Origin of the sequence: Pseudobutyrivibrio sp. MD2005 (genome assembly GCF_000621865.1) — a bacterium.
Lineage (GTDB): Bacteria > Bacillota > Clostridia > Lachnospirales > Lachnospiraceae > Pseudobutyrivibrio.
Window position 1 is genome coordinate 257,760 of the sequence record NZ_KK211358.1, and the last position, 20,997, is coordinate 278,756.

Consider the following 20,997-nt stretch of genomic DNA (forward strand, 5'->3'; position numbering starts at 1 on the left):
GCTTGTTGATGCACTTTCGCTGCTTGATGCAGATGTACTTGCTGATGTCGATGCGCTGTCTGACATGCTAGCACTTGTTGATGTACTTGCACTATCTGACATACTTGCGCTCTGGCTTGCGCTTGTTGATGCACTCTCACTTGCTTCTGTTGAGGCGCTATCGCTTGCGCTTGTTGACGCACTCTCACTTGCTTCTGTTGAGGCGCTATCGCTTGCGCTTGTCGATGCACTTTCACTTGCTTCTGTTGAGGCGCTATCGCTGGCACTTGTTGATGCACTCTCACTTGCTTCTGTTGAAGCACTGTCGCTGGCGCTTGTTGACGCACTTTCACTTGCTTCTGTTGAAGCACTGTCGCTGGCACTTGTTGATGCACTCTCACTATTTGATACTGATGTGCTTGTGCTCTGGCTTGTGCTTGTTGATGCGCTCTCGCTGCTTGATGCTGATGTGCTTGCACTCTGGCTTGCGCTTGTTGATGCACTCTCACTATTTGATACTGATGTGCTTGTGCTCTGGCTTGTGCTTGTTGATGCACTTTCGCTGCTTGATGCAGATGTACTTGCTGATGTCGATGCGCTGGCTGACTAGCTGGCACTTGTTGATGCACTTTCACTTGCTTCTGTTGATGCGCTGTCGCTGGCGCTTGTTGACGCACTCTCACTTGCTTCTGTTGAGGCACTATCGCTGGCACTTGTTGATGCACTTTCGCTTGCTTCTGTTGAAGCACTGTCGCTGGCGCTTGTTGACGCACTCTCACTTGCTTCTGTTGAGGCACTGTCGCTGGCACTTGTTGATGCACTCTCGCTATTTGATGCACTTGTACTTGCACTCTGGCTTGCGCTTGTGGATGCACTTGCACTCTGGCTTCCAGAAACTGATGCACTTATTGATTCACTAACTCTTGCACTCTCACTTGCACTATTAGAAAGAGATTCACTGATAGACTGTGAGCGTGAATCTGACGCACTTGTGCTCTCTGATAATGAGTCGCTTCTTGACTCTGATGAGCTATCTGATGTGCTTGCGCTCTCTGATAATGAATCACTTCTTACACTTGATTCACTGTCTGATGTACTTGCACTCTCTGATAATGAATCACTTCTTACCTGAGACTCTGATTCTGAAGCTTGTGCACTCTCTGAAAGTGAATCGCTTCTAATCTGTGACTCTGAAGCTGATCCTTCTTGACTTGCACTTACTGAATTCTCCCAAGATGTAGACTGAGATGTAACTACACTTGCTGAATCTGATGTAGATGCCACATCGCTTCTCTGCTCATGATATTCATCTCTACCCTTGTTAAAATCATCTAATGTAAAGTAGTTGTAACCCTTTACTCCAAAGTTACCATCCTTAACATCACCTGCATAGTTATGGTAAACTTCTGAGCCATCACCTTTTCTAGCAACAAACTTAGGGTTGAATGTTGTAGTTGTAGATGATGCACTTGCAGCTGTGTAAAGTGTGATTGACTGTGCCTGCGCTGCACCTGCATTTTCGTCTTCATATGCAGTAAGGACATAAGTTCCATCACCCTTGTTTACAATATCTGCAGTCTGGTAATAATATGTCTTTCCACCAATCTCAATTGCTGTATATTTGCTAGTACTGCAAACTCCAGTTTTTACAGATTTCTTTACAATATTTAATTCATTTCCATCTTTATCAACTAATGATGATACATAAACATTTCCATATGCATCTTGGCAAAGAGCTCCTACTGAACTGCTATCGCTATTCTCATTATTTCTAACTAATGATCTAAATGAATCATTGTGGTCACAGTAATATGCCTGGTATGTTCCAAGATCATAGTATTTCACACCATTAGATGCCTTGTAAGCATTACAGCAATCCTGTCTTACGGCTGTTAATGTGCACTCATTTGAAGCATTTGTCTCTGTAATAGAAAATGTTCCATCTGCATTAAGGACTACTTCTGCATCTGTCTCTTCACCATTAATATAGTAAATACACTTTGTAGACTCTGTTCCGTCTGCCTCTGTTGTTGTCTCATACTTCCATGTAAGGATGTTTCCATTGTTATCTGAGTACTGAACAGTCTTCTTTACAACCATGATTCCATCAACAACATATGGATTATCATGCTGAGCGCCATTATCTGGGCTGTCATAGAAACCTGGAACTAATGCGTTTCCATTACCATCAACTGTTACATAGTCAAAGTAAGCGTACTTTGTCTCACCTGTAGAATCAAGATATGTAACTTTAACACTATTAAAGCTGTAGTTGCTTGAATCCCAATCGCTGTATAAAATCTCACCAACATAACCTTCCTGATAGAAAGCATACTGAATAAGAAGATTTGCTAGCTTATCGCCATATCCATAGTAGTTATTTGATCTACCATCATGGTTCAAGTACTGGCGATTATCCTTAGCTACCTGCTGTGCTTGCTCAAGCTCAGCCTTTGCTTCTTCGATCTGCTTCATTAAATCTTCAAGATAGTCATCCTCTAATCCAGCCTCTGAGAATGAATCTGATGTAGACTCACGTACCTGTTCTGCTTCAGACATAGCTGTTGAAAGGCTAGCAGCTTCACTTGCGTTAGCCTCTGAATTAGCAGCTGATGTGCTAGCAATATCTTCATTCTCTGAGCTGAGTGACTCCTGAGCTGATGTTGATGTAGATGAAATTCCTGAATCTTCTGCTGAAAGTGAATCACTTGTTGATTCTGAAGTAGATGAAATTCCTGAATCCTCTGCTGAAAGTGAATCTTTTGAAGATTCAGATGTAGATGATATTCCTGAATCCTCTGCTGAAAGTGAATCACTTGCAGCTTCAGATGCCTGGAATTCTTCTGACATTAAAGTAGATTCGGATGCCTGTGCTGAATCTGATGCAGCCTGTGCCTCATCATCAGTTGTATTATCAAGAGTCGCTGTAATGTTTGTTTCTTCTGTTGCAGTAGCCTTTGACTCACCTAAAAATGCTGTTTCGTCATTCTGCTCTTCTGTTGTCTCAACAACCTCTGCCTCTTCATGAGAAGTTTCTACTGTAGTCTCAACAACTTCCTGTGCCTGCTCCTGGGCAACTTCAACAGTGATTTCGCCCTGTGCAGCCTCAGCAGCTTCTTCCTCACCAAGCTCTGCAGCATATGCCAAATTGGCATCACCAAGCATTGAAGCTCCACCAACTGAAGCTCCTGTAATTGCAACTCCTTTTAATAAACTCTCAATCTTCTTCTTAGACATCCCTGTACTCCTTTTTATACAAAAACATTACAATTCTTTATCAATCTAAGTTTGTATTGTTATTCTATCACGCAATTTTTAAAATTAAATAGATTTTTATAACAGTTTCTGCCAAAAAAGGTACGTTTGTGCCAAATTACTTAAATTACACTTTAATTAGTCGATAGAGTTTCCACTAAAACCCCATGTACAGTGAATCTCATACCTGTAGTTGAACAGGTAGAGAGTGTCACTACTTTATCACTAGATGTCACATTTGGGATATCAGTTTCCTGACCCATATATGATTTCTTTAACAACTCACTAATATAATCCCCAAATTCTTCTGAATCTGAATAAGGTACTGCATACACCCAAGATGCAGCCTCAGTATCAAAATATGAGAAAATCTCATAACGCATCTTTGCGTCTTCAGTGATTATTTGGAAATACTTATGTTCATTAATATAGTTCTCGTCTGACTTGTAGTACTTAAGTGTGCCAAACATAGATAGGTTTCTCATGTTGTGGCCATATATTATATTATGACTATCAGAAAAATCTGGTAGATTGTATCCTTCAAGGAAAATGGAGCCTGCAGTTGCATGCTCGTGATCTATCGTTGTACGAAGATAGGCTTCATCATCTCCAGAATACATAATAGGATAGCTTACATCTGTTCCTTCTATATATAGCCATCCTGCAACATCAGGGTTGATTTGCTGCAATGCTGCAATATCAACATCTACAGTATCCTCCCAGCCAATTTCCTCTTCTACAACAGGCTCAACATACTCTTCGTTCAAAGATGCATAAAGAGTGTTGGATTTGCTGTATCCCATAAAGATATACATAAATCCCCCAAGTGATCCCATAACTATTACAAGACCTAGTGCCAGAATCATCTTAGGATTTATTCTTCCTGTTGCAGTCTTTTTTGTAGATTTTTCTTCATCTTCGGCTGGCTTACGCTTTTTCTCTCCTGCGTTAGATAGAATTATACCTATAATGAGAAGTAATCCTGCTCCGATTTTGCCGGCTGTGTCACTAAACATCGCTGCAACATTGCCAATGAATGGAAAATACGCTACAACCTTTCCTATTACATTAGTGTAAGCAACTGGTGTAAAATCTTCTCCTTCATTCGCATCACCTTTTGTTGTAATCAACATGTCATCAGCATCAATATTTGTAATTCGATGAGTGACCACGCTAGCTCCTGCATTAAATGCAATGACATCGCCTTCTTGAAGCTCTATAAAATTTACAGGCTTTACATAGACAATGGAGCCAACTGATAAAGTAGGCTCCATCGATCCTGATATAACGTTGTATGCTTGCATTCCCAAAAGCTTAGGTAGTGCTAATGGTGTAGCTGCAACGATTAAAATTACAATAATAATATATCCTATAAACCCTAATATTTTTGAACCCATACTAGTTAAGTTTTTTCCTCTCGTATTTTTCTTTTAAAGTAGCTCCTATAGTTATAATAACAATCATTCCGCCAAATACAACCATTACTACGACAGAACGCTTATATCTCGCAAAGTCAGCTTCACTTTTTAGTCCAAGTGGAACCTTTTCATCAGAAATGTCAACAGTTGACTCCTCTGAATCAGCCACTTGCTCTTGCTTCTGTTCTGGTTCAGACTTAACATTTGCCTCTTTTGCATAGATAGATTGACTAAGCAATAAGCACATACATAATGCAATTATACATTTCTTTAAACTCCGTCTAATCATAGTTGTTTACTCCCTGAAAGAATGATGTTAGATACATTATTCTTCTACATTAGTGTAACATATTTTGTTTAATAATCACAAAAAATGGCAAGTTATAACCTAAATTGGCAAAAAATAACGTAATTATTTGTTATTTTTCGAAAGTTCACAGTTATGAAAAATATTTACTGTATAATATTTTAGAATCTATGTAAAAGGCTCTATATCCTTAGAAAGATAAATAGGAAATAGAAATGTTAAAGAACAATCTTAAGAAATTACTATTAGTATATATCATTATTATCGCTGGTATTCTAATATGTCAGCTCTGTTATCGCGCTTATACAAATTTCCAAATCAATGCAAATCATAAAAAAGTAGAAGAGATACTTGAGCACAGGTTAAAGTTCTCATGGGAAGAACGCGAAGCCATGCTTAAAGATATTAATGCTTTAATAAATAGTGGCAAGGTTTCTCCGGAAGATATGGGCCGCCTTTACGAAAAAGCTGGAATCATCTATATGAGTAGCGGTGAAACGACTACCTATTACAAATATCTTGGCTATGCCCTCTACTATTTAAAAAACAGTTCGGAAACTGATTTTACAATAAATGTATATCTGGATTTGGCCAACTTTTATATAAATAATTATGATTATGATTCCGCAAGTTCCATGATCGAAGCAGCCAGAGAGCTACGACCATTTGAAGAAATTGAAAATCCTCAAATAAGAAGTTACGCATACAGAATTCAAGGTATTAACTCATTTTTAAAATATAACTACAACGATGCAGAAACATATTTGAATGAGTCAATAAGGGTTCTTGATGAAGATGGTACCGAATCCTACAAAGAAGAATATACAGCCATGAGTGATGTATGGCTAGCACGTATATACGAAGAGACCGGACGCTTACCAAAGTGCAAAGAAAAACTCGATAAATGGGAAGATAATTACATGTTCACTACAGATATATATAGAAACATATATCTCCGCGATTTTATCATTCCATATTATCAAGCTAAATGTTATTACCTATGTGCCGAAAACATAAAAGAACGCAATGCCCCTAGCAGTATGGATACTGAAGCTCGCGCACAAGCAGTAATTGTATTCTTAAGAGATTTTATGAAACTTTGTGAAGAAAACAATTATGAAAAAGCCGAGCTTTATACACTACTTAAGATTCAAAAAGAGTATCCTACTAAAAACCAAGAAATACAAAGTGAATTAACATATGTATGCAACAGATTGTACGATACATTATTCAAACAGCAAAACCTTACATACTCCAACGTTGTTGGAAGCATTATAGATGATGCAAATAATGAACTTGCTATCAACAATACGAATCATCTCAAGCAAATACAAAAAATAAAAATTCGTATTACTATTGGTGCTATATTTAGCTTTATAATTGCATTCCTTATTCTTTTACTTAACGCCAGCCGTTTCGATGGATTAACAAAACTCCTAAATCGAAAATCCTTTGATTTTGAGCTAAGTAGAATGAAACATTCAAAGCAGGAATATGGAATAATCATGATAGACATCGATAACTTTAAAACTATCAATGATACTTATGGACATCCCGAAGGGGATATCGTCCTTTGGCGATTAGGTCAGCTGATAACAAAAGAAACCACCTCAGATATTAAAGCATATCGATACGGCGGTGAAGAATTTGTAATTATGATTAACAGCAATGCTATAGCTTATCTTAATGCAATTGCCGAAAGATTGCGTAACAGTATGGCTCAACAGGAATGGGACTTCGCTCCAGATGTTAAGCTAACCCTTAGCATAGGCACAGCAAAAGGCCGAGGAAATGATGATGTTGTAAAAGCTGCCGACAACAACCTATACAAAGCAAAAGCAAATGGAAAAAATCAGGTTGTTACTGACGCAAGATAAAATCAAAATTCAGAAAAAAGCAGGTCGCCTAAGACCTGCTTTTTTTCTCTTAATTATCTCTATTCTCTTTATTCTCTACCCTAGCAATTTCAGCCTTGCGCTTTTTCTGAGCTGTGATAAGCGCTATAAGAATTACGATAAGTGCAACGATTGCAAGAATGATTCCGATAATCATGTTACGAACAAATGCATCCTTTGGCTCTTTGTCGCCGCCAGCCTTTGCAACTTCTTCATCATCGATATCGATTACATCACGTGGTGTGTTATCATCTGCGATGTTTGTCTCATCTGCACCTTCATTGTCGCCTGCAGCACCTTGATCAGCATTTCCACCGTTACCTGCGTTTCCGCCGTTACCAGCATTTCCTGCATTACCATTTCCAGCTGCTGCTCTATTATCTACTGTACCACCCTGCTGTGTAGTTCCGTTGTTTACTGTAGTAGTGCTTGTTGTTGTACCAGTGCTTGTTGTTGAAGATGATGTACCACCATCTACATACTGATACTCATAAGTATAATCTGTTCCACCATCTACTGTTTCAGTCTTCTCATCTGTAACAGTCTTTTCGTTTATAATTACAGTAACCTCACCTGGTGAATATACAAATTTGAAAACTGTATCTTTCTTAAGTCCCTTAGATGCTGTCTTGTAATAAGCATCTGGTCTGTATCCATTGATATGTCTACTTGGTACGAAAATTACCTCGCCCTCAGCAGCATATAATGTGTCATCTGGAAGTAACTTATTATCTTCCTTATCAACATAACTTACTGTGTAAGGGATTGTAGCACCTACACCATAAGCAGCTACATATGTCTCATCTCCTGTTACCTGAAGTGAAACATTCTTTTCAGCGTCCATGGCTACTAAATCGTCAGCGCCTGCAACTCTAAGACCCTTTACATAGTAGTGAGTCATGTTTGCTTCATCTTCTGTGTAAGCTACTTTGATCAATGAATCAACATCTACTGGAATTGTATCATTGTATGCTAATCCGGAAATGATTAGCTGATTCTTTAGTTCCTTACCATCAGTTTTTCTAACTACTGGATACTCAACTGTGAAGCCTGCACCTCTTAAACTGTCAACTGCTGCTGTATCAAAGAAAGCATCAGCATTATTTCCAAGATTAATCTTGATTCTGTAGGTGTAGCTTGCTTCTGCAGTGATTGGTGTTGTCATAAACACGCTAAGCGCAAATACAAATGTTAGGATTAAGCCTAAGGCTTTATTAAAGCGTTTCATATCTAGGCTACCTCCTCTTTCTGTTCTTTAGTCATTCTAAAGTACCAAACAATTAGTAACAATCCAATAAATAATGCTGTGCCGCAAGCTACAAGTGGAATGATTGAATCACCTGTTCTTGGGTTTGCACCGCTGATTGCTGTACCACCATCAAGTGGAACTGCATCATCGTTGATGATTACAACTGGAGTTCCACCACCAACTGTATTAGTAACTCTTTTTACAATTGTTCCGCTACCATGTTCTGTGACAGTGTTAACCTTTGTCTCTGTCTTTGTAACTGTTTCTTCTTTAATGATATCCTGTACAGCCTCTGAGCTAGGCTCTGCCCCAAACTTGATTTCAAGCTGAGCAAGTGTTGCCATGTATGCGTTGTTCTGTGAGTTACCATCTAATGCAATAGAGATTGTAACCTTTCCAGAAGCACCAGCTGCAAGTGTTCCAAGTGCGAAATAAGCACCTTCACCACTATCAACCTGATCCAAACCGATTACATCAGTAGCATCACCACCGACTGTCTCACTATCAAAGATAGGCTCTGTAGATTCTGATGAAATAATCTTGTATGAGTAAGCACCACCTGTTGCATCAGCGCCTTCCTCTAAAGATTTGATAATATCAGCACTCATATAGAAATCAGCGTTTTCTGATGTGCCGTTAACATAATCTACTATAAACTCAATAGTATCGCCTGGCATGGCGTTTGTAAGCTTTGCTTTATCAGCACTGTATGTAGAATCAAAACTTTTACCATTATAAGTAACAGTCCATTCAACCTTCTCTGTTTCAGCATTAGCTTCCATGTTAAAGCTTGTAAATCCTGCAATCGCTACAGCGAGAGCAAGTGCAATGTTTAAAATTTTCTTTTTCATGTCTTACTCTCCCTTAGTCTATAGCTAATCCATTTAATGAAGTAATAACTCCACTTTCGTTTACAGTTGTATCAATACCCCATGCTCCAAGCATTGCTTCTTCAGCATTGTGAGCCTGAACAGCATCAACTCTAACTTCTACAAAGAATGATTCACCATTGTACTTATACTCGTTAATGATGGTTCCCTTAATACTAGGATCATCACCCTTCTTTTGTACAGTAGTTACATAATTCATTATCTTATCGTTAATCTTAATTGTCTTTAAGAAATCGATAGCATTTTCTTCACCGTATGCAACTGGTGCTTTGTAATAATATACCTTGCCTTCAGCAGTCTCTTCTGAAGTATCTTCGATCCAACCATCAGCTACAGGTAATTCAATCATCTCTGGATCAAGAGTGGTGTTCTTTGTACCATCCTCATTTGCCCAGCTTTTTCTGATTGATATTCTCACGTACTCATCATACTTACCTGATGAAGTATTTACGATTCTTACATTTTCATTGTACTTCTGTCCGATGTGGAAATCTGATGATGAAATATCAGTAAACTTAAGTGTATCCTTTCCGTCTACGCTTACATATTTACCATCCTGCATCTCCTGTAAATCAACAGAAAGTGCTGCTGTTGTAAAATCAACTGCTTCAGCATTTGTCTGATATGTCATGGCTGCTCTTGTTGCACCAACACCGCTGGCACCAACCAAAACCAAACCAGCTGCTAAAACTATTAGTGGGTATTTAACTTGTCTCTTCATTATTCATTGCCCTCCCCACTATTATTGTTATCTGGTGTTTCTGTAGGAGCAGTTCCCTCACCAGCACCTTGATTTTCAGTAGATTCTGTTGTTACATCAACTGCTTCATCTGATTCAACAATGATTTTATCTTCCCAGTTTGACTTAGTAGTTCCATCTTCGTTATAGAATACTCTAGTTGCTTCCTGGATGATAACAATGTTAAATCCATTGCTTGCAATTGAAGCATCTTTAACAGATATATCTAGCTTAATCTCTTTTGAGCTAGAATTATCAGTGCCCTTCTTAGTAACGATATCCTTGTAATAGTAATATCCGTCACCGCCATCAGACCATCCATTATTCTTAGAATCCTCTGTTAAGCTAACATCGAAGTTGCTACCATAAACAGCCTTTACTCTAACAAATACATCATAATCACCTGTGTTGGAAACTGTGATGATTTTTGTCATTCCTTCAACATGCTCATCAGGAATAATTTTTGAATCTCCAAGATGAAGCTCAATCTTTCCTGTAGCTTCCTGTGTGTCTGTGAAATATGCCATTGCTGGCTTAATGCTTGCTGCTCCAATAACTACGAGAGCGGCTGCCACTAATAAATACTTTTTATATTTCATTATTGTCCCTCACTCTCCTGATTATTGTTAGTAATGTTTGATCCATCAAATTCGAATTCAGTATCTGAAAGCTCATCGTTGCTCTTTACAAAGTGGTTTTCAATTCCAAGGCCGCCTTCGATAAGTCTTTCATCGTAATCATTAACGAAATCTAATTCCTGAGTCTCATCAGCAATGATTGTAACACCTGCATTTTCTGCATCGACTACTGGAACTGCTATGTTGGTGTAGCTTGCGCCAGAATATACTTCCTTGACCTTGCAAACAGCTCCGGCTGGAATCTTTTCAACAACAACTGACTTAGTTGTAGCAGAATCAAAGTTTAATGTATATACATTGCTGAATACTAACTTATCATCCTTTGTTGCCTCAACTTCAAATACAAAGCTTGCTGTACCAAGTGACTCATTGAATGTGTTAAGTGTCTTGTTAATCTGAAGCTTTCCGTATCTAACCTTTGCCTCTGGCTTAAGGATAATATCTACATCATATTCCCAAGCATCGCTTGCCGAGTTATCAGCAACTATGCTTCCATCTTCCCCAACCTTTGTAGAAGTAATGTACTTGCTTGTAGGAACAGATACTAATGAATACTTAAATGTGTAATCATAGTAATCATCCTGTGTAGGCTGTGGAACAAAAAGATATAAGCCTTTATCCATAGGTGCTGTAGCGCTAGACATATCAGAAAGATCAAAGCTAACAGAACTACTTGGTTTTTCAGGTGTTTCCGTACCAAGCTTAAAATACTTATACGCTTCACCTGCAACTGCATCTAAGTCTTCAGCCTTTACATCTGATCCTGAAAGCTTACTTAAATCAACAACTGCATTGTCATAATTGCCTCCAGCATCTACATCGGCTACCTTGTAAAATCTAACTGTTACATAGCCCTTATAGCTCGAAAATGGATTTGTTGAAGTGCTGCCATTCTGAACTGATACAGATACGGTGCACTGTTTTGTCTCATCAATCTTTCCCGCTGCCTTAGCCTGATACACCCCAAATCCTGATACAGCCACAACAGCTGCAAGTGCAAGTGCTATTAGATTTTTCTTTTTAAATCCTAACATTTTCACTGATTTCTCCCTTCGGATTTCTCATTACTTCTTTTAAATAGTTTTCTTATTATCATTATTAAAACCAGTGCTAGAGCAAATCCAGCAATGCCAATAGCCAAATAGTAATTCTTTACGGTTTCTACAACAGCTTCTGTTCCCTTAGGTGGCTCATCTTCACCGAGATATTCGGTTCTGACGCCTCTTACCAAAAGTCTGTGTGTGTTCACACCGTATGGTGTACAAGTAAAGAGTGTTACATAATCCTTGCCCTCTTCCACTTTCATGGCATTTGAGAGTGACTCGATATCATCTGCTTCAATACTTTTGTATACCGTGTCTACTTCGTAAGCAAGTGTATCATCCAAAACATGGATGTAAAACTTATCTCCGACCTCAAGCTGGTCGATGTTGGTAAAAAGCTCTGCACTAGGCAAACCTCTATGACCAACTATAACTGAATGTGTACTTGGACCTCCGATTGGAAGTGCTGTACCATTCATATGTCCTAATGCTGTCTGAATGTACTCATCAAAAGTTCCATGCATGATTGACAGCTTAAGATTTATCTTTGGAATGGACAAATAGCCCATAATCCCGTCATTATTAACATTTAAAACTGAGTAATACTCAGAGTTCAAAAACTCCTCTGTAGGAGTAACTGCGTTGCCATCTGCATTAGCCCCAAATACATCTGTGCCGATTGCATTTTCGGTAATCTGCGCATTAAACGCCTTCGCTTTCTCCCACTCTTCAGAATAATCCTCCACAGTCATCTCATTAAGAGAACTTTCGTAATCATTAATAAGAGTGCTCTGCACGTAGGTATTCCACTCATTTGAGATGGTAGGATATGAAAGCAATCCAAAACCTGCAACGAATAATAAAATTATGAATAATTTGACAACCTTCTGTTTCACGCTACTGTTCCTTTGTATTTTTCTTTTTATCTATCAAATACAATACTAAGATGAACGCGCCAACAATGGCTAGGCCAACAATTACCCAAAGCAAGTAATTTGTGTGAAGGCTGACTGCTCCAAATGTAGGAGTCTCAGCATCTGCTAGTAGCTCTGGTGTATACTCTACTCTGTGACCTCTAACCATAAGTCGCTGTGTGTTGACACCGTATGGTGTACATGTGATCAATGTACATAAGTCCTGACCTTCTTCAACTGCAAGAAGTGAAGTGTCATCAGGCTCAACCACATCTATGTGATCAACTTCATAAGCATAGTATTCACCCATAATTATAACAAAGAAATCGTCTCCAATCTCTACTTTATCCAAATCTGTAAAAAGTGATGCTGAAGGCAATCCTCTGTGTGCCGAAAGAACTGAATGTGTATTCTCACCACCAACTGGAAGTGAAGAACCTTCCAAATGTCCAACACCGATCTGTAAAACTTCATCATTTGTTGTATGGAAGATTGGGAGCTTTACATTGATTGATGGAATTTGGATGTAACCCATGATTCCATCACCATTAGCATTTAAAATGCTCATGTAATTCTCATCAGTTCCATTTGCTTCTGCCTCTGCAAATGAATCAGGTAAGATGCTTGGAAGTAATTCTTCATTGTATTCATAAGCTCTATCAAGCTCTGAACTTACATCAAGTGAACCTTCTTCGATTGCTGTAGAAACAGACTCTGCATAGTTATTTACTAGTGTTGCCTGTACATGATTGTTCCATGTATTTGCTACAAGTGGGTACACCAGCAAGGACAAACCAGCAAGCATCATAGCGCCAATTGCTATTAATTTATAATTATTCTTAAAAAATGTTTTCATAAGCTTGCTGTCCTCTCCTTGATGTTGTACCCAGCGGATTTCTCCGCTGGGCAATACATCAAAATTTTATAAATCGTTTTTAATTAGTTCTTTGCAGTCTTCTTTGAAGCAAAGTAAAGAGCTGAAGCGATAGCCATGATAGCTACACCAAGAACTGTGAACATTGTTGTTCCCATACCACCTGTGAATGGAAGCTTAATAAGTGTTGAATCTACTACTGAAACTGTTTCTGAAACACTTGCCTCTGCTGGTGTTATTGTCTTAGCTTCAATATTTTCATTAATAGAATATCCAGCAGGAGCTTCTTTCTCAGTAAACTGATATGTTCCTTCATCAAGACCTACTACCTTAATGATACCTTCCTCGTCAGTAACGAGCTCAGTATTCTGGCTTGTCTCATCATATACATATGCATTCTTTGTCTCATCGAAAGTAAATGTAAGGACTTTATCCTCAGTAGCTGGTGCTGTCTCTGTTGCAGCTGACCCCTTCTTTGTAAGAGTAAACTTAGCCCCCTTAAGCTTCTTGCCATCTGTGCCAGTCTTTGTAAGAGTGATGTCACCTTCAAAACCTTCTACTCTATATGTACCTGTTTCATCATTATCATTTGTAGAATATGTAACCTCATTTACATAGTTATCTGGGCTAGTTACTGTAGCCTTATAAGTAATTGTAAGTGTATCACCAACATTATCATTGATGAAAGCATCATTTTTCTCATCATATACAATATCTGTTAAGTCAAGTGCAAACTTATTAGCTGTAGCTGTAGCTTTGAATTTATATTCCTTCTCAGTGTTAGCATACTTAACAGTTGCTGAAACTCCATCTAAGCTAGAAAGGTTTGTTGTATAATCATAAATAACAAACTTATTTGCATAGCTTGGAATTGACTTTGTAATTGTAAATGTAACTTCCTCTCCAGCGTGAACAAACTGATCATTTGCCTCTTTCTTTAAATCACTATTTGTTCCTTTTGCAGTAATTTCCTTTGAAGCTGCAACATAGTTACCCTTATCATCTCTTGAAATTGCCACTGCAACCATTGGACTGTATGTTGCATCCTTGCTTGTTGCAACTATATAGTACACACCAGCCTCAAGACCAGTAAATGAAACTGATTTTTTTGATGCTGTCTGCTCAGGCTTAGCAGCACTAGGCTTAGCAGTCTCAAATGCAGACTTTAAAGCAGAAACCTGTGTTGATGTCATTTCAATAGTTGTAACGTCAACAGCATTTGCATCTGAATATTCAACTGTATATGCATCCTTAGCCCATGCTTGTTTTACAACTGTGTTGTTTTCATCAATTGTTGCAACTGTATAAATGTTAACTGTTGCTCCGTCTTTTAGTCCATTAATTGTTACTGTTGCTGACTCTTCGGCAAAAGCTACTGTGCTCATTGCCATCATCATTACCATTGCAAGTGCAAGGCAAATGATTTTCTTGAATTTCTTCATTTTTCTTCTTTTCTCCTTTTTTATTTGTTTTTATTATTTTTGTTTTTATATAACAACAGCGCCCCCGCAATCATTAGCAAGATACCGCCGATTGTATAAACGTAAACTCCGCTTCCACCTGTTTTTGGAAGTGTGTAAGCTACCTCATCAAATGCCTCAAATGCTGCATTTGCTGCTGTATTTAGAACTACAGTTGTATCTTTTTCATCTGCTTTTAACAAATAGCCAGGACTTATTTCATCCACAGACTTGCCATCATCATCGAAAAAGTATCCTCCATCACAAGTTATAACACTAAATTGAATGTTAGATAAAGAAACTGTGCTATTAGATTCATTGTCTTTCTTCGAAATATTCATCGTGTAGTAACTTGGCCAAGATTCATATGTTCTACTAATTTCAATTTCAAATTCTTCATCACTCTTAGCATAGCCATTTGGTGCTTGTATCTCTTTTACGGTATATTTTCCAACTCCAAGCTTGTCAAGTATCATTAAGCCACTATAATCCACTCCATCGATTGAATACTTAGTAGACTCTTCTGACCGACTTACTTCTTTTCCATTTTCATCATATACAGCGTATACAGCTCCATTTAAACCAGCGAATGTCGTTCCTCCAATCTTCTTGGCAAATATTCCAGCATCAACAACATTAATCTTTATCTTACCCGTTCTAGTAAATTCACTCTGAGTCGTTCCAACCGCTTCAATATCGTCATATGTATCTGGGATATACTTAATTCCGAATTCACAATAATATAGGTTATCACCTGTAGTCTCCTTTGAAAGAAGACTTGTTTTCTTCATTTCAGAAACATCTAATATGTTGATTGTTCCAACGTAATCAGTTCCCGGATATCGATAGCGTATAGTTCCATCATCGTTTATCGTAATACTGCTACTTGTAAATACATTATCAATAGAATGAACCGTTCCATTGTTGTCAGTGTATGTACATATCAAATCTGATAACAATGCAATTAATTGACCCTTATATTCTTCACTAGAAATCTCAAATGTATCATTTAACAAAATAGTTGTTTCTGCATCTGAGAGTTCAAAATCTAATAATTTAACATTTGCTCTTGGCTGAGGAAATGGCTTAAAATCACCATCTTCAGTAATGACTCCTGAATAAGAGCCATTAGTTGTAATAGCATTACCGCCTAAGAAATCCTCTTTTGCTTTAACTAAAAACTTTGATTCAAATCCTGGCAAATCATTCATTTTAAAGTTTATATAAACATTTGACCAAGTAATTTTTTGGAGTCCATCTTCAATGCTTATTACACCATTTACAGAAACTTCATTACCAGAAGCATTTATTGTGGTTGCTGTAATCTTTTCACCATCTTTATAGCTTACATATTCTCCAGAACTGTTTTTATATACCAGTTCAAATCTATTATCAATTTCATCAACTACAGTTCCATAGCCACCTTCATAGATGTCTTTCAATACCTCATTAAATGCATCAGAAATATTGCTCATATCTGAAACAGATTGAATGTACTTATAGTTTCCATCTGTTATATTTGTTTCTCCTGTAATACTTTTTGCAAAGTTTGACATCTTAGTACTATCAGCATCATTATTGTCATATTTTACAAAATATATTTTTGAAGCACAGCCATAATTTTTATACTCGGTGTTTTCATAATTATTCCAGGTTTTCGAAACATTTGTAGCATTTCTTAAATCTTCTGCCGCGTTAATTGCCGCATCTGCCACTTTATCGTCAAACTCTGTATGTGTTGTCGGAACACCATCTGTGAATAGAATTACATTATTATTATAATTATCCGTTCTGGAGTTACCATTAAGTACATCTGAAATAACTTTTTCCAACCCCAAATCCATTCTTGTAGCACCAGTTGCCGTTAACCCAGATATTGTAGCTTTTATTGTCTCAACGTTACGTTCAGAGCACTCTGTTAGACCAAGCTTAACTTCAGCTGAATCTCCAAAGGTAACTATTGCCACTCTACTATTCGTTCCAGATAAACTAGTTACCAAAGACGAAGCAGCATTTTTCATAGATTCAAGTCTATCATTAGATTCATAGTATGAATAAGTGAACTTATTTGGTACTTTCGCACTACCTACTTCAACCCATTCATCATATTTGCTACTATATTTTCCCCAAGCATCATAATCTCCACTATAGAAATAATAATAGCCATCACTACCTTGCAGCCACGTTAGCCAATATTTGTTATTTCCAACCACATCGTTTTTGCTAATGGTCTTTGTTTTGCTTGTTTGTGCCATTGAGCCAGAAGTATCTAATACTAAAACAATATCTTGTTTGTCGCCCTCAATTGCCTTAGTAATCGAAGCTTGTAAATCAATTTCATATACACGGCTCTCCCAGTCACTAACTTCTGCAGTCTTATTGACTTCAACTGTTCCAGCTGATGAAGATTTTTTCTCATTTTTGATTAAATAGCTACCATCAATATATTCTTGATTACTTCCCTCTATCGTATATTTAGATCCACCATTACCATCAGATTCTACATTTACGTACCATGCTTCAGTTGGTAACTTGTATCCGTCAGCAGACTTGGTCTCTGTAAGAATATATATGCCTTGCTTAATACCATCTGTTACATTACCGTTTTCATCTCTTGTCTTTGAAAATGATACAAGTCCCGTTGAATCGGATGTCACAGTCGAATTTTCTTCTTCATCAAGTACAGTTAATGTTCCATCTGATGAAACAAGGGTAAATTCTACTCCTGTTAATCCTTTAGAAGTATCATCAGAATCTACTTTCCTGAATTCAAGTGGGTTTACTGGCTCGGCAGTTTTATCAACAACAGGCATGTTGAACTTAATCTTACAGTTACTCTTTCCTGATCCTCGTTCAAGATAGTAGACCTGTAGGGTATGTTCACCATTATTTAAAATTGCACTTTTATCAAAAATGGTTGCATTGCCGTCTTTTGCCTTATACATATTAAAGGATGTGCCATACTTTGAAGAAGAGCTATTGTAAATGCCGCTTACAGTACATTCACCCGTTTGGAAATTAATTGTTCCACTTACTACTCCGTGGATTCCGCCTAAGTCGAGCACTAATTTACCATCAACATAAACCCATACATCATCATCGCCAGAAAACTCAAATACGCATGGCTCCCCTTCATTAGTTCCCGTTTTAGTCATGTTGAATTTCTGGGTAAAATGCATTCCAAAGTGATCTTCACCAAATGGCCAAAACCCTTTATCATTAGAATCAGTCGCAGTAACTACACCTGTCTGTTCATCAAATTTAGCAGAAGATGTCGCACTGTCAAAAACATAGTAGCCATCTTCCGTTTGGAATGGGAACGATACATTATAATATGCCTTTGTATACCAATTATTATTATAGCCACTACCATAAGTATAGGTAGCAGTATTATAGTCATATTCACTACTTCTATTTGCAACCGTGAAATATCCTGGTGTTCCATACTTGCTGAATTTAATCATTCCGTTGGAATCAAGTTCATCATCAGCCAGCCCTTGATATGCTCTACCAGGGCTTGAATGGTCATTATTCCAGTCTTTGTCACCAGAACCACCATAATTCATAAGTAAATATTGATTCGAATTATTATTCTTTGCAACATAATTAATCATCGATAAACCGGAATTGCCATAATAATTTGTGTCATTGTATTGAAACAAATCAACTTTAAACGGACATGATTCTACATATACATCAATATAATATACTTTTTTACTATCTTTATAATTATCTAAGGTTGCACTGAACTCCGAATAATCTTCTTTTGTAGTTAATTTATCCTTTTCATATTTTGGAAGCGTGGCAGTCTTAACTTCATTTAGCCTATATGATGCCGCTCCTCCAGTAACAGAAAACGTTACTGTTTTATCACTTTTAGTAGAAAAAAAGTATGCATATCCCGACTCTTCCTTTAGTTCTCCATCGACATATACCCTTACCTGAACTACTCGACCATCACTAGTAAAATTTGAAATATCATTTAACGTTTTCCAGCTATGATTATTACTCTTATCAATAATATTAATATAATTACTGGTATAAATCGCATCAGATGAATCACCATTCACAGCAATAATATATGTAGAAAAGTGATTAGTCGTCATTTCTACTGAACTATCATCAGACTTTACATCCTCCATCTTATCAACCGACGCATCCTCATAATGATAAACTTCTGTTGTTAAAGTCTCATCATCAAGTCCATCTATTGAAAGATTTGTGAATTCAACCTTCACATCACCTTCTGGTTCAACTATATTGCCAGCTTTATCAATAAGATTTATATCATATGCCACAAAATCAATAACATCTATAGCATCGCCTGTTTCATTGTTAAGCGCCTCTGCCATATCATTGTACTGGCTCTCATCTGATTCTTCAGTAATTTCATCAACCGTAACTTTGATAGCTCCATTAAGAACAGATTTACTTGCTGTAATTTTAACAAGACTATCTTCATCTGAAAGTGTTATCTCTTCTTCCTTCTCATATTCACAGAACTTGCATTTTCCATCTTCATCGAATTCGCATTTTTCTGTTTCCTCATGAGCTTCGCCATCTTCATCTGTCCATGACTTGATGTGAGTGCCATCTCCGTTTGACTTATAAGAATAAGAAGTTTCTTCTTCGCTTTCCTTTTCGGTAAGCTCTTTCTCTTCTTTGGCTTTCTCTTCCTCAGCCTTCTCTTTCTTATTTTTATCTGTCTGCTCTTCGGAAGCTTTCTCATCAGAAGTCTTTTCTGTTTCTTCCTTATTTACTTTTTCTTCAGACTTGGAATCTTTCTCATCTGATTTAGATTCATCAGATGCTTGATCTTGATTCTTAGAATCATCAGATTCATTCTCCCTTGAGGTAGCTGTGTCATCATTGCTTGCCGACTCCCCTTCAGCTGTATCAACTGCCTCCTCTGATGTTTCTTCTACTATAGTCTCCGCTGACGCCGACTCTGAAGCATCAACAGCATATACACTTGCTGGTGACGAAACAAAAAGCGCTAACGCAAGACCTAAAGACATTATTCTGTTAAGCATAGGATTTTTTCTCATTTTGCAATGCTCCCTTATTTATAGGTGATGTGAACTTTATGTAATGATAATGTGTTCACTCTGTGTCCGACTGTTATATTAATGTATAGAGTTTCCATTTAAAAGAGGTGTGGCAGGAAGTGCAAATTTTTGGCAAGAAAAAACACCAAGTGTCATTACTTGGTGCTAAAACGTTATTTTTCTGCCTTTATTGTAACTGAAGTATATATGTATAATACACATATATACATTTCAGTCGTCAAATCTTACCTCACAGAAAACCCATTGTTTTTAACTTAGTTTCCAAACAAACTATTACATAATATACCCTAATCGGCCCCTAGTCAAAGCATTGTGCTAAAGTAATTTTCTAACATCGCTCTAACCTTCTTAATATTTAAAGGTTCTTTACTAGTTTCATAGCTTATAAGCAACTTACTGCCTAAAAAATATCCATTTTCAATGTATTCATTTATCTTATCCAGATTCTTCGCCAGATACTCTTCGTTATCTATCATCCCCAAGTGTTCCAAGTACACTTCACTTCTATCTCGCATATCTAGCAGGGTAAAATCTGGCGACACTGTTCTATAGTTTCCTAGTCGAAGAGGTTTTTCATATAAATAAGGAATGTTATATTCATCTAGTATGTTTGAAATAAGTACCTCCGACTTGGAGCGCATCTTAATCCCCTTTGAATTCTCCACCTTAAGATTCTCTGGGTAGGTAGTGTTATGCACATACTCCTGAGAAAGCCATTGCTTAATGTATTCTTCATCAGAAAGGCAAACTTTATTAACCAGCGCAGCTTTCTCCTTAACCATCTTTTCTGCTACCTGCTCTATATTTTCACTATTATATACAGAACTTAAGCTATTTAATATAACAATTTCCTTTTCCGCAGCAGCAATCGTTTTCAAATCATATTCTTTTTGCGCCAGCTGAATAGCAAGCCCCAAATCTGCTTTCTTTATATATGTTCCATTAAAATCATCAACGCTATCTCTTTTAAAATACTGTATTTTATTCCTACATTTCGCAGTTCTCAACAATCCCCCTGGCGCCTCCGCCAAATCAATTCTTTTAGCATCGATAATACTTTCCAGTTCTTTTTCACGCTTACACACCAGCTTCTTTATTAATTTGTAATTAGTCAATATATTTCTATTCCTCCTTAATCATAACTCCTGACTATATATTTATTAGTTCCTTCTAATTATATAGTTTGCATTCCACCTCAGCGACTATATGATTGCCACTTTCTTGCTCTTCATATAGTCACCTCTGCCTTTTGTGACTATATCTACTC

Annotated in this window: 15 protein-coding genes; 2 read left to right on the forward strand and 13 right to left on the reverse strand. The window is 37.4% G+C overall.

Going from position 1 to position 20,997, the window contains the following annotated elements; genetic code table 11:
• A partial coding sequence (locus T498_RS16965; protein WP_197019959.1) for a hypothetical protein occupies positions 1 to 589 on the forward strand: 589 nt, incomplete at its 5' end.
• Here the strand turns inward: T498_RS16965 and T498_RS16970 are convergent.
• From T498_RS16970 to T498_RS0111015, 3 genes are all read right to left on the reverse strand, one after another.
• Positions 586 to 3,216 carry a hypothetical protein gene (locus tag T498_RS16970; protein WP_051524726.1) on the reverse strand — a complete coding sequence of 877 codons (2,631 nt, stop codon included), beginning with the start codon at positions 3,214 to 3,216 and terminating at the stop codon, positions 586 to 588. The two genes, T498_RS16965 and T498_RS16970, sit on opposite strands and share 4 nt — an antisense overlap.
• A 152-nt stretch (positions 3,217 to 3,368) precedes the next feature.
• Positions 3,369 to 4,631, reverse strand: a complete 1,263-nt coding sequence (gene srtB / locus T498_RS16330) for a class B sortase (RefSeq protein WP_051524727.1) — start codon at positions 4,629 to 4,631, stop codon at positions 3,369 to 3,371.
• Between the two features lies 1 nt (position 4,632).
• Positions 4,633 to 4,941: a hypothetical protein gene (locus T498_RS0111015; protein ID WP_155951062.1), complete on the reverse strand. Its 309-nt coding sequence runs from the start codon at positions 4,939 to 4,941 to the stop codon at positions 4,633 to 4,635.
• A 233-nt stretch (positions 4,942 to 5,174) separates the two neighbouring features.
• Between T498_RS0111015 and T498_RS0111020 the strand changes: the two genes are divergently transcribed.
• Positions 5,175 to 6,836: a GGDEF domain-containing protein gene (locus T498_RS0111020; protein ID WP_028235945.1), complete on the forward strand. Its 1,662-nt coding sequence runs from the start codon at positions 5,175 to 5,177 to the stop codon at positions 6,834 to 6,836.
• A 49-nt stretch (positions 6,837 to 6,885) separates the two neighbouring features.
• Here the strand turns inward: T498_RS0111020 and T498_RS0111025 are convergent, their stop codons facing one another.
• The 10 genes from T498_RS0111025 to T498_RS0111070 all read right to left on the reverse strand — a co-directional run bounded on the left by T498_RS0111025 (position 6,886) and on the right by T498_RS0111070 (position 20,845).
• A complete protein-coding gene (locus T498_RS0111025) occupies positions 6,886 to 8,082 on the reverse strand; it encodes a hypothetical protein (protein ID WP_028235946.1) in 1,197 nt (398 codons plus the stop codon).
• A gap of 2 nt (positions 8,083 to 8,084) precedes the next feature.
• Positions 8,085 to 8,954, reverse strand: coding sequence for a hypothetical protein (locus T498_RS0111030; RefSeq protein ID WP_028235947.1), 870 nt, complete (start codon positions 8,952 to 8,954; stop codon positions 8,085 to 8,087).
• Between the two features lie 13 nt (positions 8,955 to 8,967).
• Entirely contained in the window at positions 8,968 to 9,714 is a 747-nt protein-coding gene (locus T498_RS16335) for a hypothetical protein (RefSeq protein ID WP_028235948.1), read from the reverse strand.
• Entirely contained in the window at positions 9,714 to 10,331 is a 618-nt protein-coding gene (locus T498_RS15670) for a hypothetical protein (protein ID WP_051524728.1), read from the reverse strand. Before T498_RS15670 ends, T498_RS16335 begins: the two co-directional genes overlap by 1 nt.
• On the reverse strand, positions 10,331 to 11,404 hold the full coding sequence (locus tag T498_RS0111045; protein WP_036978391.1) for a DUF5979 domain-containing protein: 1,074 nt from the start codon (positions 11,402 to 11,404) through the stop codon (positions 10,331 to 10,333). The genes T498_RS15670 and T498_RS0111045 overlap by 1 nt, the downstream gene beginning before the upstream one ends.
• Positions 11,405 to 11,406: 2 nt before the next feature.
• A complete protein-coding gene (locus T498_RS0111050; protein WP_036978393.1) occupies positions 11,407 to 12,309 on the reverse strand; it encodes a class C sortase in 903 nt (300 codons plus the stop codon).
• 1 nt (position 12,310) lies between these two features.
• Positions 12,311 to 13,183: a class C sortase gene (locus T498_RS0111055; protein WP_028235951.1), complete on the reverse strand. Its 873-nt coding sequence runs from the start codon at positions 13,181 to 13,183 to the stop codon at positions 12,311 to 12,313.
• Between the two features lie 83 nt (positions 13,184 to 13,266).
• The gene (locus T498_RS0111060; protein WP_028235952.1) at positions 13,267 to 14,643 is read right to left on the reverse strand and encodes a SpaA isopeptide-forming pilin-related protein; all 1,377 of its coding nucleotides are present in this window, start codon (positions 14,641 to 14,643) and stop codon (positions 13,267 to 13,269) included.
• Between the two features lie 20 nt (positions 14,644 to 14,663).
• Positions 14,664 to 19,709 (reverse strand): SpaA isopeptide-forming pilin-related protein, encoded by a 5,046-nt coding sequence (locus tag T498_RS0111065; protein WP_028235953.1) that lies wholly within the window; start codon positions 19,707 to 19,709, stop codon positions 14,664 to 14,666.
• 323 nt (positions 19,710 to 20,032) lie between these two features.
• Entirely contained in the window at positions 20,033 to 20,845 is an 813-nt protein-coding gene (locus T498_RS0111070) for a hypothetical protein (RefSeq protein WP_028235954.1), read from the reverse strand.
• Between the last annotated feature and the right edge of the window lie 152 nt (positions 20,846 to 20,997).